Annotated in this window: 16 protein-coding genes and 1 pseudogene; 11 read left to right on the top strand and 6 right to left on the bottom strand. The window is 42.6% G+C overall.

Features of this window, described 5'->3' with window-relative positions:
- The first annotated feature begins 70 nt into the window (after positions 1–70).
- Together HWQ38_RS08540 and HWQ38_RS08535 are read left to right on the top strand one after the other, a co-directional pair.
- Positions 71–502, top strand: coding sequence for an NUDIX hydrolase (locus HWQ38_RS08540; RefSeq protein WP_292792249.1), 432 nt, complete (start codon positions 71–73; stop codon positions 500–502).
- 282 nt (positions 503–784) lie between these two features.
- A pseudogene (locus HWQ38_RS08535) lies at positions 785–1,291 on the top strand (RidA family protein); the annotation flags it as partial.
- A 74-nt stretch (positions 1,292–1,365) separates the two neighbouring features.
- On the opposite strand, the gene tumE reads toward HWQ38_RS08535, so the two are convergent.
- The 4 genes from tumE to HWQ38_RS08515 all read right to left on the bottom strand — a co-directional run bounded on the left by tumE (position 1,366) and on the right by HWQ38_RS08515 (position 3,935).
- Positions 1,366–1,749 (bottom strand): toxin TumE, encoded by a 384-nt coding sequence (tumE, locus tag HWQ38_RS08530; RefSeq protein WP_292792247.1) that lies wholly within the window; start codon positions 1,747–1,749, stop codon positions 1,366–1,368.
- Positions 1,739–1,969 (bottom strand): antitoxin TumA, encoded by a 231-nt coding sequence (gene tumA, locus HWQ38_RS08525; RefSeq protein WP_292792245.1) that lies wholly within the window; start codon positions 1,967–1,969, stop codon positions 1,739–1,741. The genes tumE and tumA overlap by 11 nt, the downstream gene beginning before the upstream one ends.
- Before the next feature lie 979 nt (positions 1,970–2,948).
- On the bottom strand, positions 2,949–3,614 hold the full coding sequence (locus tag HWQ38_RS08520; RefSeq protein WP_292792243.1) for a (2Fe-2S) ferredoxin domain-containing protein: 666 nt from the start codon (positions 3,612–3,614) through the stop codon (positions 2,949–2,951).
- A 69-nt stretch (positions 3,615–3,683) separates the two neighbouring features.
- Positions 3,684–3,935, bottom strand: a complete 252-nt coding sequence (locus HWQ38_RS08515; RefSeq protein WP_292792241.1) for an Asr1405/Asl0597 family protein — start codon at positions 3,933–3,935, stop codon at positions 3,684–3,686.
- Between the two features lie 454 nt (positions 3,936–4,389).
- On the opposite strand from HWQ38_RS08515, the gene HWQ38_RS08510 reads away from it, so the two are divergent.
- Positions 4,390–4,944 (top strand): Dps family protein, encoded by a 555-nt coding sequence (locus tag HWQ38_RS08510; RefSeq protein WP_292792239.1) that lies wholly within the window; start codon positions 4,390–4,392, stop codon positions 4,942–4,944.
- Positions 4,945–5,260: 316 nt separating this feature from the next.
- Here HWQ38_RS08510 and HWQ38_RS08505 read toward each other — a convergent pair whose 3' ends face one another.
- On the bottom strand, positions 5,261–5,404 hold the full coding sequence (locus tag HWQ38_RS08505) for a hypothetical protein (protein ID WP_292792237.1): 144 nt from the start codon (positions 5,402–5,404) through the stop codon (positions 5,261–5,263).
- A gap of 193 nt (positions 5,405–5,597) precedes the next feature.
- On the opposite strand from HWQ38_RS08505, the gene carB reads away from it, so the two are divergent.
- From carB to nblB, 7 genes are all read left to right on the top strand, one after another.
- The gene (gene carB, locus HWQ38_RS08500) at positions 5,598–8,864 is read left to right on the top strand and encodes a carbamoyl-phosphate synthase large subunit (RefSeq protein WP_292792236.1); all 3,267 of its coding nucleotides are present in this window, start codon (positions 5,598–5,600) and stop codon (positions 8,862–8,864) included.
- Between the two features lie 587 nt (positions 8,865–9,451).
- Positions 9,452–10,408, top strand: coding sequence for an RNA polymerase sigma factor, RpoD/SigA family (locus tag HWQ38_RS08495; protein WP_292792234.1), 957 nt, complete (start codon positions 9,452–9,454; stop codon positions 10,406–10,408).
- Between the two features lie 233 nt (positions 10,409–10,641).
- Entirely contained in the window at positions 10,642–10,986 is a 345-nt protein-coding gene (locus HWQ38_RS08490; RefSeq protein WP_292792232.1) for a DUF760 domain-containing protein, read from the top strand.
- Between the two features lie 450 nt (positions 10,987–11,436).
- Entirely contained in the window at positions 11,437–11,868 is a 432-nt protein-coding gene (gene mutT, locus HWQ38_RS08485; protein ID WP_292792230.1) for an 8-oxo-dGTP diphosphatase MutT, read from the top strand.
- A gap of 49 nt (positions 11,869–11,917) precedes the next feature.
- Entirely contained in the window at positions 11,918–12,046 is a 129-nt protein-coding gene (locus HWQ38_RS08480; RefSeq protein ID WP_292792228.1) for a hypothetical protein, read from the top strand.
- A gap of 88 nt (positions 12,047–12,134) precedes the next feature.
- On the top strand, positions 12,135–12,599 hold the full coding sequence (locus tag HWQ38_RS08475) for a CBS domain-containing protein (protein ID WP_292792226.1): 465 nt from the start codon (positions 12,135–12,137) through the stop codon (positions 12,597–12,599).
- Between the two features lie 91 nt (positions 12,600–12,690).
- Positions 12,691–13,356 (top strand): phycobilisome degradation protein NblB, encoded by a 666-nt coding sequence (gene nblB, locus HWQ38_RS08470; protein WP_292792224.1) that lies wholly within the window; start codon positions 12,691–12,693, stop codon positions 13,354–13,356.
- Between the two features lie 160 nt (positions 13,357–13,516).
- On the opposite strand, the gene HWQ38_RS08465 is transcribed toward nblB, so the two are convergent.
- Complete coding sequence (locus HWQ38_RS08465; RefSeq protein ID WP_292792222.1) at positions 13,517–14,173, bottom strand: PEP-CTERM sorting domain-containing protein; 657 nt, start codon at positions 14,171–14,173, stop codon at positions 13,517–13,519.
- A gap of 553 nt (positions 14,174–14,726) precedes the next feature.
- On the opposite strand from HWQ38_RS08465, the gene mgtE reads away from it, so the two are divergent.
- Positions 14,727–16,079 (top strand): magnesium transporter, encoded by a 1,353-nt coding sequence (gene mgtE / locus HWQ38_RS08460; RefSeq protein WP_292792221.1) that lies wholly within the window; start codon positions 14,727–14,729, stop codon positions 16,077–16,079.
- Positions 16,080–16,101: the final 22 nt, after the last annotated feature.

The raw sequence follows: 16,101 nt of genomic DNA, 5'->3' as shown, positions 1-16,101 counted from the left end.
TAAATCAAGTAAACTCATTTTGTTTGTCCTTAGTCAAGGACTAATGACCAGTGACCAATGACTAATAACTATGACTTACCGAAATCCTACACCGACAGTTGATATCATCATTGAATTAGTAGATCGGCCTCATCGGCCAATAGTGTTAATTGAAAGACAGAATCTACCTTTAGGTTGGGCTATTCCTGGTGGTTTTGTAGATTATGGGGAAGCGGTGGAAGTGGCGGCACGGCGAGAAGCTGAGGAAGAAACGGGTTTGCAGGTGGAGTTAGTTGAACAATTATTAGTGTATTCTGACCCGAATCGCGATCCGCGTCAGCATACGATTAGTATTGTGTTTTTGGCGACGGCGACGGGGGAACCTCTGGCTGGGGATGATGCTAAGGGTGTAGGTGTTTTTGAGTCTTGGCGTGTGCCGGGTAGTTTATGTTTTGATCACGATCGCATTTTGCGCGATTATTGGCGATATCGGCATTATGGGATACGTCCAAGGTTGGGGTAGGAGGAACGAACCGCAAAGGACGCAAAGGGCGCAAAGAGAAGAAGGGAGAGTAATACCTAGAATTCCCCACCATATAGTTTGTGTAAACGTAATGATTGGTATCTAGGAGGTACATCACTAAAATTCAGCCGGGGAACGGGTTTCATAAACAAGCTGCAAGCATTCCTCAAAGTCATCCCCTTGCCAGGTTCCCCCGTCGCTGTCGCCAAAAACACAATACTAATCGTATGCTGATGGGGATCGCATTTTGCGCGATTATTGGCGACTTATGGATGGCTCATTGAGGATGCTGACTTCAGTCGTGCAATAATGCCAGATGGAGAACCCTACAAGCCGATCGCTTCTGAGGTGGAAATCGGTAAGCAGGAAACATCGTTAAATAAAGTAATATCTATGACTCGTAAAGTAATTCGTACTGATAACGCACCCGCACCAGTCGGCCCTTATAATCAAGCGATCGCAGCTTCTGGTCAATTTCTATTCGTCGCTGGACAAATTGCCATCGATCCCCGCCTTGGTGATGTCGTCTACACTGATGATGTCAAAAAGCAAACTGAGCAGGTATTAACTAATCTGGAAGCCATCCTCACAGCAGCTGGTGCGACTTTTCAAGATGTCGTCAAGACCACAGTATTTCTCGCTGATATGAATGATTTCGCGGCGGTGAATGCCGTATATGCTAAATATTTCCCCGAAGATACAGCCCCGGCGCGGGCTTGTGTCCAGGTATCGCGCTTACCTAAAGATGTCTTAGTAGAAATTGATGCGATCGCGGTAATTAGTGATTAGAAGGAAGGTATCAATGAGCAAAATTTTAACGGTTACATTTGATAATTTTGTTTTGCGATATAAATTCCATTTTCCTACTCTAAAAACTCCATCACTTCCTCTAGCACATCGGCTATATGTGGCTTTTCACAAGCAATTACGTTATCAAAAAGATGTTTATGGTGCGGGAAGCTAGGCAAGTTGGGAAAGTGTGGTGTACTGTCATAACGAAAAATCAGACTATTTTGCTCATCTTGAAAGTGATAGCGGTAATCGATATATGTAATCTGATTATCTACAATCACAAAGGCTTCACTAACTGCCAGTAAATATTTGAGAGCGAAACGTATCTTAATGCGGAGATTAGCTCTCTCTGTCGTTATAATTACTGCACTATATTCCTCAACGTATGTGTTAGAGCAGTTGAGTAAAATTTGCTCAATTTCATCTAAATAGGCTTGGATAACTTTACGCGACATCTCTGAGTTTGCTCTTGATATCTTGGTGTAGAGCTAGATAATGTTGGTAGTTTCCTGCCCATTCGACAAACACTTCATCGTCAGAAGTTTCGCCTTGGTTATATTTAGCAAAAAATTCTTCTGAATTCATTTGGTACTTTATTTCATAGGTATTTAACTGTTTGGTAAGGGCAATCAGTGCATCTAGTGGAGATGTATATTCGATGATTTGTTTACGCATTTATTTCTACATTCAGTTTGATTAGTTTATACTAAACAATTTCATCACTTCATCGTCGAAATAGTTGATTACCTTTATAAAATTCTTTGTTTATTGAGCGAAGTAAAACGAAATTATTAAGGCTGAGAACTAGAGTATCTGTATCCAACAGCATACGCTGTCATTTTTAGTATCTAGTTTTTGACTCTAGAAAGATCATATTGCAAATCTAGATAAAAAGCAGATAAAACTCTGTTAATTACCTCTCAACAATAGCGTAGGCGTAGCCCGTCGTAGACATCGCCTCCATAATTTGGGGAATACTGAAATTAGGCCCTCTAAAGGAGTAATAAAAATGGCAGTAAATCGCATCAGTGCCAACTTAGCCCCAGCAGACAAAGAAGCAGTCATGCAGGCGATCACTACAATTAGAATCAGATTTAGACTCGGATGAATGACTTACAAACATTAAAAATTTGTAGAGTGAATTACATTCTTAATGCATCATTCTAGATACTTTCCATGCGTTACGCTGCTGCTAACACACTCTACCAAACCAGCGAACGTAATTGTATAAAAATATTAAGCGATCGCTTTTACAACTGTGTCCTTCTCATGAAATGCTGTAGGCATAGGCTAGCAAGAACCGCAGGCATCGCTCAATTCAATTGCATAGAGATGTTAAAGAATTTTGCCTCTTTTATGACAAACGCGACGGTCTACCATCAAGACGGTGGCAGAAAAGTAAAACCACGCTTGGATGATTAAAAATGAAATCAACAAACGAAAGGGAACAGTTAATTAAAGATATCAACGTACTGCTACATCAAGCTTTGAAGTCACGAGCGAATAGAAACTCTATTAACTCAAAAAACTGGCTTGAATTCAAGCCAGTTTTTTGAAGCTATTGCAACTTCTAGCAAAAGCTTAATGCCGAATATTAATGGAACACACTTGAAAAGATATTATTAAACTTTCTCATTAAAATGTCAAGATTCCACTACTTATTTCCGCAAAACTTGCCATTAGATATCGCCACTTCCCTTAAATTCTCCGCCTGTGCTGACAAACTCTTGTCACCAAAATGCTGATTCATCAACGCGGGAACCTGTGCAGCTTGAATTCGGCTATGGCGGGTTTTATCTGGCATTACTAAATTCGGCCCAGCTTTACAGTTTTTCATGCAACCAGTGCCCTTGATTGTAACTTGGTCTTCTAAACCGCGATCGCTTAAAGCCGCCTCCAACGCCTGACAAACAGCTTTACCACCGCGTTTCATGCAATCAGACTTTTGACATACCAAAATCGTGGCTTTAGTTTTAGCTGGTTTTACCTTGACATTATCAATATATGGGGGTTCTTCTACTGGAGTAGTCGTGTGAACTCTCTCCATCTCAGAACGCGCCGCCATCACACGTTCAGCTTTCAGTGTAACTTTGTCTTTTTTTATATCGTATTCTTTATAACCAACAACTTGTAGCCAAGTACCTGGTTGTAACCGCAAATCAAAAGCAGCGCGTAAATGTTTAGCGAGTTTAATGTAAGACTCACCCTCATGAGTAGCCAGCAGTAAGCCTTTAAGCTTATAGCCATCTTTAATAACAAACTCTATAAACCTGCCTTCAAGGCAAAATTCTGATCCTTCTGTAGTCTGGGATGCACTCATTTTTTTGACCTATTTTAACTAATACAAGCTGTCAAGTGAGAGATTCTCAGCAGCAGCCACAGATTATAACTATTGATAGCGACTATACCAGCAGCGCTCAAGAGTCAAAATCTGGTCTTGACGGGAGGCTGTAAATCGCCGATTCACACTCCAAAGTTGAATAGCTGTCAGAGGAGAGCCAATTTCAACTTTTAATGGCTGGTTAGCCGCACAACTACAGGGAATGTCTAATTCCTTTAGGCGATGATAGACTTGCCAGCGATCTGCCCAATTCACCTCTACAAGGTGCTTTATTTCTATTTCTGAACTAGATGATTTCAAGAGAATTGCCCTCAAAGTCCAACAAACTTGCAGTAACTACTAAGATTTAGCTCCCTGCTTTTTGAAAGTCTTAGGAGTTTAGCCTCTGCACACCAGCATACCTTAAGTGCAAATTATTGTCATTAATTTTTGGAAAAAATAAAATATTTGCCGCGATCGCATAGTGAAATGAGAGCGGGATGACCCAGACAAGGGAGACAAAGGAGAAATTATACCCTGTTTTTTCCTACTTCCATTGTAAATATACACACTTAAATTATTATGTCAATAATAATGATAAACATATGCAACTTGATGAGCGTACCATCATCCAGCAAACAATAAACTTGAGACTTTTAGTCAGCAAAAATACAAAATCTTGTGATGGCGAATCGGCTTGCTCTTCATTATTAAAATGTTAATATGTAAAGAATAAGCAGTTAAAATCTATAACTGCTAAAGAGCGAGGAGAACAATGTCTGAAACGCAAACTTTGTTACGGAATTTTGGTCATGTATATGACAATCCCGTGTTGCTGGATCACAGCGTCACTGCTCCAGTTACAGAAGGATTCAACGTCTTATTAGCTAGTTTCCAGGCACTGTATTTGCAGTACCAAAAGCATCATTTTGTAGTTGAAGGCTCAGAATTTTATTCTCTGCATGAGTTTTTTAACGAAAGCTACAACCAAGTACAAGACCACGTTCATGAAATTGGGGAACGCTTGGATGGACTAGGTGGTGTGCCAGTAGCGACCTTCAGCAAATTAGCAGAATTAACTGTTTTTGAGCAAGAATCTGAAGGCGTATATTCCTCTCGCCAAATGGTAGAAAATGACCTAGCGGCAGAACAAGCCATTATTGGCGTAATTCGCCGTCAAGCTGCTCAGGCAGAGAGTTTAGGCGATCGGGGCACACGCTATCTATACGAAAAGATTTTGTTGAAGACTGAGGAACGTGCTTATCATTTGTCTCACTTCCTCGCCAAAGACAGCTTAACCTTAGCGTTTGTCCAAGCGGCTCAAAGCTAAAACTCTCATAATCTAGATTTGTCTACCTAGACTGAAAGAAAAAGTTGGCAGTACTAACTCTTAAAATATTATAAAAATGGCAGAGAATGGCATTCCTATTTCTCTGCCATTTTTAATTTAAGTAAAGATATGCACAGAATATTTAACATTGAAAATATTTAGCAATTAGCTAGTTAAGATAGATTTTTATCAAATAAATTTATTTATCCTGAATAATCAGATAGATATATGCCAAAATAAATCACCATCTGTTGCAAGCTGTCATCAGCTTAAAGAATAAAGATTTGCAAAAGCTTAATAAATTTAAGCATCACAACTAAATAAAATTAGAAATACAAAATAATTGTTGGGCATTGGGCACTTGTACTGAGCGAACGCGAACAGCGTCTCGTAGAGAAGTCGTTGGCGTGGTCACTGAGCCTTGCCGAAGTGCAGCCTCTCGTAGAGAAGTATTGGGCATTCGTTATTTTCTCCTTGTCTCCCTTATCCCCCTTGTCTCCCTCATCTCCCTCATCTACCTCATCTCCCATTCCCCACTCCCTACCCCTTCTCTATAATCAAACTTAGAAAATCTTAATAATAAAAAGCACGACAGGGGATAAAGACCCTTAAAATAATCAGGATTTGTATTCTCGTACTCCAACACAACTACTATGCCCCGCCGTGACGACCTTCGGAAGATTCTCCTGTTAGGCTCTGGTCCAATTGTGATCGGACAAGCCTGTGAGTTTGACTACTCTGGCACTCAAGCCTGTAAAGCGCTGCGAGAAGAAGGCTATGAAGTGGTTTTGGTCAACTCCAACCCTGCAACGATTATGACCGACCCGGAAACGGCCGATCGCACTTACATTGAGCCGTTGACACCGGAATTGGTCGAAAAAGTTATTGAGAAAGAACGCCCTGATGCTCTCCTACCCACGATGGGAGGACAAACCGCCCTCAACCTCGCCGTTGCTTTAGCGAAAAATGGGGTGTTGGAAAAGTACGGCGTTGAGTTAATCGGCGCTAAACTACCAGCCATTGAAAAAGCCGAAGATCGAAAACTTTTTGGTCAAGCAATGGCAAAAATCGGGGTAGCTGTGTGTCCCAGCGACACAGCCGAATCTTTGGAAGAAGCCAAAGCTGTTGCCCGTCAAATTGGTACTTATCCCCTAATTATTCGTCCCGCTTTCACAATGGGCGGAAGTGGCGGCGGTATTGCCTACAACAAAGAAGAATTTGAAGAAATGGCACAGGTAGGTATAGATGCTAGCCCCGTTTCGCAAATTCTCATTGACCAATCTTTACTCGGCTGGAAAGAATATGAACTCGAAGTGATGCGTGACTTGGCAGATAACGTGGTGATTATCTGCTCCATCGAAAACCTTGACCCTATGGGCATCCACACCGGCGACTCGATTACCGTCGCTCCCGCGCAAACCCTTACTGATAAAGAATATCAAAGGCTGCGGGATATGGCAATCAAAATTATCCGCGAGATCGGTGTAGAAACTGGCGGTTCTAATATTCAATTTGCCGTCAATCCGGTTAATGGGGATGTAGTTGTAATTGAGATGAACCCCCGTGTTTCCCGCAGTTCAGCTTTATCTTCCAAAGCTACGGGTTTCCCGATCGCTAAAATTGCCGCAAAATTGGCTGTGGGCTACACCCTAGATGAAATTCAAAATGACATCACCAAGAAAACTCCGGCATCTTTTGAGCCAACAATTGACTATGTGGTGACAAAAATTCCCCGCTTCGCCTTTGAAAAGTTCCCTGGTTCAGAACCAGTGCTGACAACTCAAATGAAGTCTGTCGGGGAAGCAATGGCAATTGGGCGGACATTCAACGAATCCTTTCAAAAGGCGCTGCGATCGCTCGAAACAGGACGCGCTGGTTGGGGTTGCGACAAAGCCGAAAAATTACCCAGTGGTGAACAAATTCGCGCCCAACTGCGGACACCTAACCCCGATCGCATTTTCGCCGTGCGTCATGCCTTGCAGCAAGGGATGACTATTGAGGAAATCTACGAACTCACCGGTATTGACCGATGGTTTTTGGATAAATTGCAACAACTGCTAGATGTCGAAAAATTCCTGAAGCGGACACCTTTACAGCAATTGACAAAAGAGCAACTTTATGAAGTGAAGCGGGACGGATATAGCGATCGCCAGATTGCCTATGCCACCAAAACCACCGAAGATGAAGTTCGCGCCTACCGCAAGTCACTAGGGATTATCCCAGTTTATAAAACCGTAGATACCTGCGCTGCTGAGTTTGAAGCATTTACCCCCTACTACTATTCTACCTACGAAGAAGAAACAGAGGTTTTGCCAACAACTAAGCCAAAAGTGTTGATTTTGGGTGGTGGACCAAACCGCATTGGGCAGGGAATTGAGTTTGATTATTGTTGTTGTCACGCCGCCTATGCTTTGAAGGGAGCGGGGTATGAGACAATTATGGTCAACTCTAACCCAGAAACAGTTTCGACAGATTATGATACCAGCGATCGCCTTTACTTTGAGCCTTTAACAAAAGAAGATGTCCTTAACATCATCGAAACTGAAAATCCAGTTGGGGTGATCATCCAGTTTGGCGGACAAACCCCGCTAAAGTTGGCTCTGCCGTTACAAGAATTTCTCAGCAATGATACCTCTGGACTGCTGACTAAAATTTGGGGGACATCACCAGATTCCATCGACATGGCAGAAAACCGGGAGCGGTTTGAAAAGATTCTTCAACAGTTGAATATTGCTCAACCGCCTAATGGTATCGCTCGGACTTACGAAGATGCGCTGATTGTCGCCAAACGCATTGGATATCCGGTGGTGGTGCGTCCCAGCTATGTGTTAGGGGGACGGGCAATGGAAATCGTTTATTCCGATGCTGAGTTGGAACGCTACATGACCTTTGCGGTGTTAGTGGAACCAGAACACCCGATTTTGATTGATAAGTTTTTGGAAAATGCGATTGAAGTTGATGTCGATGCGATCGCTGATCATACAGGACGGGTGGTAATTGGTGGCATCATGGAACACATCGAACAAGCCGGAATTCACTCAGGAGATTCCGCTTGTTCTTTACCTTCCATTTCCCTATCACCAGCAGTTCTCAATCAAATTCGCACTTGGACAGTGCAGCTAGCACAAGCGCTGTCAGTCGTGGGATTGATGAATATTCAATTTGCCGTTGTCGGTGCAAGCAGCTATTCTCCCCAAGTTTACATTCTGGAAGCCAACCCCCGTGCCTCTCGCACAGTCCCATTTGTATCTAAAGCAACGGGCGTACAGTTGGCGAAACTAGCATCCTTAATTATGTCAGGCAAAACCTTAGAGGAGTTACACTTCACTGAGGAAGTCATCCCCACGCATATTGCTGTAAAAGAAGCAGTATTACCCTTTAATAAATTCCCTGGAACTGATACAATATTAGGCCCAGAAATGCGATCAACTGGTGAGGTGATGGGGATTGACAGCGACTTTGGCCGTGCCTTTGCCAAAGCCGAAATGGGTGCTGGGGAGATTTTACCACTGACGGGAACCGTATTTGTATCAATGAGCGATCGCGATAAAGCTGCTGCCGGTGGTGTGGTGAAGGAATTTATCGATTTAGGCTTTAGAGTAATGGCTACCCTTGGTACACGGCGAGTTCTTCTCGAACAGGAATTAAATATTGAGTTGGTGTTGAAACTCCATGAAGGTCGTCCCCACGTCCTTGATGCAATCAAAAACCAGAAAATCCAACTTATTATCAACACACCTTCAGGGGAAGAAGCCCAGACTGATGCTAGGTTAATCCGTCGCACAGCTTTAGCTTACAAAATTCCGATCATTACTACGATCGCCGGCGCAAAAGCTACCGTTGCCGCCATTCGTTCCTTACAAACTACGACTTTGGACGTAAAAGCCATCCAAGATTACTGTGCGATCGTGAGAGAGTAGGGAGAGACGTGATTAATCGCGTCTGTACTAGGGAGTGGGGATAAGGGGGACAAAGAGAATAATCAATGCCCCATACCCCATGCCCAATGCCCAATGCCCAATGCCCCATTCCCCATTCCCAGAAAAAATTAAACAATTGTTATAAGAGAATGACTATAGTTCTCATTAAGATATCTTGACAAATATGAGGAAGCTTACTTTGAGCCAGATAATTTCTTAAATTGACTTCTAGTCAGCCTTAAGAAAAAGGGCGACATTGCATGAACTGGAACAGCCAGGAAATTTAATGTCGCCATCTAGCCAAAACATTCTCATAAATGTTACAATTGTTAATAAGGTTCCCATAGAAAAATGTTTAAGAAGCTACCTTTTATCTAACTGTAGATACTTGTGAAAAGTAGGAAATAACTGTAATTTTTAGCAGTTAACAAGCCTAAATTTGATTATTATGAGCAGCCGACGAGTTTATCGGGCGCGTAAATTGCAAACCAGAGCAGGGTTCCCAATCTGACTGGGTAGCACCCTTACAAAGCATCTATCCGTTAATGACCCTACCGCCAAACCTATCATTACCAAAGAGTAGCGCCATGAAGACCGCTCAGACAGCCACAGACCTCGTGCGGACTTACCTGCGTGAGATTGGCCGTGTGCCACTCTTAACCCACGAGGAAGAGATTTTCTATGGTAAGCAAGTGCAACGTTCCTGCGCTTTGCATCAATCAAGAGAATGTCTTGCCACCCAGTTAGATCGTCAACCGACTCTAGAAGAGTGGGCCAAAGCAACAAAGCTAGAACCAGCAGACTTGAACGAAGCGATCGCTGATGGTGAAATTGCCAAGCGCAAGATGGTAGAAGCCAATTTGCGCCTGGTAGTGTCCGTTGCCAAAAAGTACATAAAGCGCAACGTCGATTTGCTGGACTTGATCCAAGAAGGTAGTATTGGTATGCAACGCGGCGTAGAAAAGTTTGACCCCACCAAAGGGTACAGATTTTCTACCTATGCCTATTGGTGGATTCGGCAAGCGATCACTCGTGCTATAGCCGAAAAAGCTCGTACCATTCGGCTGCCGATCCACATAACCGAAAAATTAAATAAGATTAAAAAAGCACAGCGTCAATTGTCTCAAAAATTGGGACGTGCTCCGACAGCTGGTGAGCTAGCTCAAGAATTAGAATTGACCCCCAAACAAGTACGAGAGTATCTAGAAAAGGCGCGTTTGCCCCTTTCCTTGGATTTGCGGCTGGGTGATAATTACGACACCGAACTCGGAGAAATGCTGGAAGATCCAGGCGCATCTCCAGAAGAGTTTGTCATGCAATCTTCTCTATCTTATGACTTAAATCGCCTGATGGGAGACCTGACGCCACAACAGAGGGAAGTGATCACCCTGCGTTTTGGCTTAACTGATGGGCAAGCCCTGACTCTGGCTAGAATTGGTGAAATACTGAACATCAGTCGGGAACGAGTCCGGCAAATCGAGCGCGAAGCCTTAACCAAACTTCGCAAGTCTAAAGCCAGCATGGATGAATATTTGGCGAGTTAAGAGTGAGGAGTGATGAGTTTTTAATTAACTCTCACTTCTCAGTTTATTTGTTAATGATTGGGGTGAGAAAATACGCTGAGTTTGGTACGGTTACACCTACTTCCACTCTGACGTTAGGTTGTTACATTAGTTGACAGGAAGATCAAATAGCTAGCTAAGTCAAATCCAAAACGGGTATTTAATATTCAAATCATAAGCACGTCAACCAGTAATGGTAGTTAAGGAGCTAAAAAATGAGTAACCCATCCAATCGTGTCTCAGAATTTTTTAATAGCGAATCAGAAACTAGCGATTTATTATGGCAGTACGTTAAATCCTTGAGTCCAGAGACAGTTACCCAGCTATCCAAACCCACGTCTGCCGAAGTCTTTCATGTGATGGAACGGAATATTACAGGACTATTGGGTAATTTACCTTCAGAACACTTTGGTGTTACTGTAACCACAAATCGGGAAAATCTGGGTCGGCTTCTGGCTTCGGCGATGATTAGTGGTTATTTCTTGCGTAACGCTGAACAGAGAATGGATTTTGAAATCGCCCTACAAGGAACTGAAACCAACAATAGCCAAATTGACTAGACTAAAATTTAGGAAATTCTATATTGTTGGGCTGAGAGCTAGTCACAGTCACGGGAATACGAATTTAAAATAAGCTTCTGGGAAATATTTGTCTCTAATTGCCAATTATGCATCAGCTCAATCTTTTTAAAAAATCCCAAATAGTGACAAATTAAGGTTGAAATTTAAACGCATAGGGGCTTCCCTTTCCCGCAGGGTAGGAAGGGGGATTTTGGCGCACAGTAATGCGGAGTTTTTGGATTTGGTTATGTCTGAACTGATGTAATTTGGTAATTAGTTCAACTAAATGGGTATTTCTAAATGATTAATACACATTTGTGGATAAACTAACAGAGGTAGACGACCTTCACAATAAATACAAACTCGGCAGAGTTCAAACCAGTCTGCCGAGTTTTGTTATTAGTCAAGAGTCAGGAATTCTTGCCCTACTCCCGATTTGCACAATCAACTATGAGTGAAACCAGTTCTTTTCCACCCCATAAAATCATTGGTGTTGCAGTAATTTGGAATGACCAAAAGCAAATTTTAATCGATCGCCGTCGTCCAGAAGGAATGATGGGTGGTTTATGGGAATTTCCTGGTGGTAAAATTGAGCCTGGTGAAACTATCAGCGAGTGTATTCAACGGGAAATTTCCGAAGAACTGGGAATAGTAATTGAAGTGGGAGAGCATCTGATTACTATTGACCACACTTATACAGACTTGCGCGTTACCCTGACAGTACATCATTGCCGCCATGTTACAGGTGTTCCCCAACCTTTGGAATCCGATGAAATTCGCTGGGTAACTTTGGAAGAACTGGAGCAGTTTACTTTTCCGAAAGCAAATATTCAAATTATTGCTGCCTTGAAAGGGAGTGGGGAGTGGGGAGTTAGGAGTTAGGAGACAAGGAGGACAAGGAGGACAAGGGAGACAAGGGAGAATTTTTCCAATGCCCCATGCCCAATGCCCCATGCCCAATACTTCTCTACGAGAGGCTGCACTTCGGCAAGGCTCAGTGACCACGCCAACGACAACGCTCACTACAAGTGCCCAATGCTCCATGCCCAATGTCCAATAGCGTAACAATCTATTAATTGCATCAGGTTGAGTCCCACAATTTTCTACAATAGGCGCAGGGACTTTGATTAAAGGTGTAAGTCAAACAAATGCCTAAAACCGTTGCCGATGTGATGAGCCGCGATCCAATTGTGGTTCGGGTAGAAACTCCACTGAAGGAAGCTATCCAAATTCTCGCTGAACGCCACATTAGCGGACTACCTGTTGTGGATGATCTCGGTAAATTGGTGGGCATTATCTCGGAAACCGATTTGATGTGGCAAGAAACTGGTGTTACTCCACCTGCGTACATTATGTTTCTTGATAGCGTTATCTATTTACAAAATCCTGCTACTTATGATCGTGACTTGCACAAAGCACTAGGGCAAACCGTTGGGGAGGTGATGAGTAAAAACCCGATCAGTATTTCCGCTGATAAAACTTTAGCGGAAGCAGCTACAATCATGCACGATCGCAGCGTTCACCGCTTGCCAGTACTTGACGGCGCAAGTCAAGTAATTGGTATCCTGACTCGTGGTGATATTATTCGGGCAATGGCTGCAAGTCAAGATTAGTCATTGGTCATTAGTCATTAGTCAAGAGTTTTTAACACTTAACTGTTGATTTTTGACTTTTTTTATACATTTTAAAATCAAGGATAACTAAATGAGTATTACTCCGGAGTCTGTTAAGCAATTGCTCAGTTCTGAGGATTTAGGCGATCGCTTACGTGCAGTCAATCAAATCCGCGAATTGGAACCTGCGATCGGCTTTGAATTAATTCAAAGTGCGATTGGCGATCGCAATTCCCGTGTCCGTTACTCAGCAGTGAGTCAAATGGATACACTCGGAAGGCAGGATTTACAGTTATCCTTGGATATCTTGCGCGATCGCTTGCTTCATGACTCCGAAGTAGATGTCCAAGCAGCAGCAGCTGACTGTTTGGGCGCTCTGAAGTTACGTGAAGCTTTTGAAGATTTGCAGCTGCTTTATCATACAACCGGTGAATGGCTAATCCAATTCAGTATTATTGCTACATTAGGAGAGTTAGGCGATCCCCGAGCCTTTGAACTACTCAAAGAGGCACTCTCATCAGAAAATGAATTAGTCCAAACTGCTGCGATTAGTTCTTTGGGTGATTTGGGAGATTTACAAGCAGTTCCCCTGTTGGCTCCCTATGCTACCAATCCAGATTGGCAAATTCGTTACAGACTTGTACAAGCCTTGGCTCGTTTAGGTAGTGCAGAAGCCAAATCTATATTAGAAACTCTGGCTAATGATGAAGTAGATGCGATCGCTAATGAAGCCAAAAGTTCTTTGCAGTCAGTTTAAGTCTATCTCAAGTTAAGAAAATTCACCTTTAATATAGATTTGTCTGACAGGATAAAAAAATTCGACCTGGTTGGTTAATTTTGCATTCCAGCCAGATCGAATAAATAAATTCAAGTGACTTTTAGTTGCTAAAAGTCACTTGATGATATTTAGGATAGGTCTATTTAACTAAACTTCTGCGTCGGCGAGACATAGCCATTACTGCACCTACTGCACCTAAGCCTAATAATGCAGCTGGTTCTGGAACAGTAGTTACTGCAAGACCAGTAAAAGTGGCTTTGAATGTTTTACCAGATGTGTAGTCATTTTCTGCATTAGTATCTTGAGTAGAAAAAGTGATATATCCCGTTCCATTGGTTTTGTTACCAGATCCATCATCAAAGAATCCAACGTAATTCAAATTTATATCTGTTCCTGCGTTCTGTGTTGTGAATGTTGGGATACCCAAAGACGTTAAACTAAATGTATTTGCTCCATCTCCTAAAGTACCAGAGGTTGCAAATACACCTAAGTCAAGAAAAAGAGAACTCGATGTTAAAGGGTTAGTAACGTTGAATATGTGAGCTGCGTCAAATGCTGTAAAACTTCCAGTTTGTAATGCTAGGGAAGCTAAACCAGGGGTAGGGGTAAATTGTAAGGATGTATTTGACACTGTAACTGTAGTAGCAGGAAACCCAGCACCACCGTAATTAAAACTACCATTGAGTGCAGCAGCTTGAGCAGACCCAGCAGACGTAAAAAACCCAGTAGCAGCTAAAGGGATTGCAGCAGTAATAGCTAGAGTTGCACTTAGTAATTTAGATTTAAAACCAATCATTGTCGTTTGAGGCTCCTAGTAATAATTTTAAATCAGAGCAATTGCTTTACTTTTAATCTCAGTAATTTATAGAAAATACTGTCAGTGAAAGCGAAACTTGCGTGTTCTACTGATTATCTTCATCAAATCACATAGATTTAGACCCTGCAATATTTACTGAGTGGGCTTCATTACATCTTTAATGCATTACTATCCTTCATGAAATTTTAATTCCCTACATATCTGCGCTTCGTATATCTTTTATTTCATAGGGTTTAAATTGTTGGCAATAAGCTGTCGCGTATATAACTTAGACTTTTTAGGGCCTTAGTGCATCTTCATAGAGAATTGGTATAAGTTAGTCAGGAATATCACAAATACTGAATATTAGCATTCAGTATCTCCTGATGAGAGCTATTTCAGGTTAGGATGATGAATAGCGATGCCTTGAATTAGATATCGATATTGAATTGTTGAAATTTTATGGGCTATAGTCCACCAGATGGCAGTATCAACCTCCTCTGAACTGGCGAGGAAGTCTCCCAGCGCGGGGGAGACTTAGGAGATAGATATCATGCTCACACAAGATATTCGTGATTTGCTGGCTGATACTACCGATTTAAACCAGTTGAAATGGGATTTAAATTGCTTACAACCGGTGGATGTGGGAGAATACATTACACAATTGCCTGAACAACAACGCGCGATCGCATTCCGTTTACTCAACAAAGGTCAGGCAATTGATGTATTTGAATATCTGCCCACAGAGGTGCAGGAAGAACTAATTAATTCTCTGCATGATGTTCAGGTAGTGCAACTTGTCGAAGAGATGAGTCCCGACGAACGGGCAGAATTGTTTGATGAACTACCTGCTGGGGTAATCAAACGGCTATTGCAAGAACTGAGTCCAGAAGAAAGGCAAGCAACAGCAACAATTCTCGGCTATCCAGAAGGTACTGCGGGGCGGGTGATGACAACCGAATATGTCCGGTTGCGGGAAGGATTGACTGTAGGTGAAGCCCTGAGCAAAATCCGCCGTCAGGACGAAGACAAGGAGTCGATTTACTATGCCTATGTCACAGATGACAACCGGACGCTGGTGAGAGTTGTTTCACTGCGCCAGTTATTGTTTACCTTTCCCGATGTATTCATCAAGGATATTGCTAGCGATCGCGTCATTAAGGTGAAAACTGAAACCCCTCAAGAAGAAGTGGCGCGAATCATGCAGCGCTATGACCTAATCGCTATCCCCGTGGTTGACCGAGAAGACCGTTTGGTTGGCATTGTCACCATTGATGATGTGATGGATATTTTGGAAGAGGAAGCCACAGAAGATATCCAAAAACTGGCAGGTGTGAGTGGTGATGAAGCCGCTTTATCCTCCCCCCTACTCACCATCCGCAACCGCTTGCCTTGGCTGTTGGGGATTATGGCACTGTATATTGGTGCAGCCAGTGCGATCGCGCCTTTCCAATCTGTAATTGCCGCAGTGCCAGTTTTAGCAGTAATCATGCCGATTTTTTCTAACACTGGTGGCACTGTTGGAATTCAATCATTAACGGTAACAATCCGCGGCTTGGGAGTAGGCGAGGTAACACCCAAAGATACTCTAAAAATTCTCCGCAAAGAACTTTTAGCTGGTTTAGGTACAGCCCTAGCTTTAGCCACAACGATGATCCTGCTTTCCTTAATTTGGGCGCGACCTCAAGAGCGATGGGTGGCTTTAATTGCCGGAATGGTAATGGCAACTAATACAATTGTGGCTGTTACACTCGGCACTTTACTACCAATGGGTTTGAAACGACTGAAGCTTGACCCTGCCCTAGTTAGTGGGCCGTTAGTAACAACGATGTTAGATACAATTGGGTTTTTAACTTTTCTCAGTCTGATTTCTCTAGCATTGAATGTTTTACATTTACCAACGTGAAGGGATTAGGCATTGAACAAAT

This window comes from Nostoc sp. NMS7, assembly GCF_017115085.1.
In the GTDB taxonomy this organism is placed as follows: Bacteria; Cyanobacteriota; Cyanobacteriia; order Cyanobacteriales; family Nostocaceae; genus Nostoc.
The sequence above is the reverse complement of the archived record's forward strand: the minus strand, read 5'-3'. Positions and strand labels throughout refer to the sequence as shown.

Excerpts from the sequence above, each read along its gene's own strand:
- HWQ38_RS08540 (WP_292792249.1), top strand. The coding sequence starts at position 71 with ATGACTTACCGAAATCCTACACCGACAGTTGATATCATCATTGAATTA.
- tumE (WP_292792247.1), bottom strand. The coding sequence starts at position 1,749 with ATGTCGCGTAAAGTTATCCAAGCCTATTTAGATGAAATTGAGCAAATT.
- tumA (WP_292792245.1), bottom strand. The coding sequence starts at position 1,969 with ATGCGTAAACAAATCATCGAATATACATCTCCACTAGATGCACTGATT.
- HWQ38_RS08520 (WP_292792243.1), bottom strand. The coding sequence starts at position 3,614 with ATGAGTGCATCCCAGACTACAGAAGGATCAGAATTTTGCCTTGAAGGC.
- HWQ38_RS08510 (WP_292792239.1), top strand. The coding sequence starts at position 4,390 with ATGTCTGAAACGCAAACTTTGTTACGGAATTTTGGTCATGTATATGAC.
- HWQ38_RS08505 (WP_292792237.1), bottom strand. The coding sequence starts at position 5,404 with ATGCCCAATACTTCTCTACGAGAGGCTGCACTTCGGCAAGGCTCAGTG.
- carB (WP_292792236.1), top strand. The coding sequence starts at position 5,598 with ATGCCCCGCCGTGACGACCTTCGGAAGATTCTCCTGTTAGGCTCTGGT.
- HWQ38_RS08495 (WP_292792234.1), top strand. The coding sequence starts at position 9,452 with ATGAAGACCGCTCAGACAGCCACAGACCTCGTGCGGACTTACCTGCGT.
- HWQ38_RS08490 (WP_292792232.1), top strand. The coding sequence starts at position 10,642 with ATGAGTAACCCATCCAATCGTGTCTCAGAATTTTTTAATAGCGAATCA.
- mutT (WP_292792230.1), top strand. The coding sequence starts at position 11,437 with ATGAGTGAAACCAGTTCTTTTCCACCCCATAAAATCATTGGTGTTGCA.
- HWQ38_RS08480 (WP_292792228.1), top strand. The coding sequence starts at position 11,918 with ATGCCCCATGCCCAATGCCCCATGCCCAATACTTCTCTACGAGAGGCT.
- HWQ38_RS08475 (WP_292792226.1), top strand. The coding sequence starts at position 12,135 with ATGCCTAAAACCGTTGCCGATGTGATGAGCCGCGATCCAATTGTGGTT.
- nblB (WP_292792224.1), top strand. The coding sequence starts at position 12,691 with ATGAGTATTACTCCGGAGTCTGTTAAGCAATTGCTCAGTTCTGAGGAT.
- HWQ38_RS08465 (WP_292792222.1), bottom strand. The coding sequence starts at position 14,173 with ATGATTGGTTTTAAATCTAAATTACTAAGTGCAACTCTAGCTATTACT.
- mgtE (WP_292792221.1), top strand. The coding sequence starts at position 14,727 with ATGCTCACACAAGATATTCGTGATTTGCTGGCTGATACTACCGATTTA.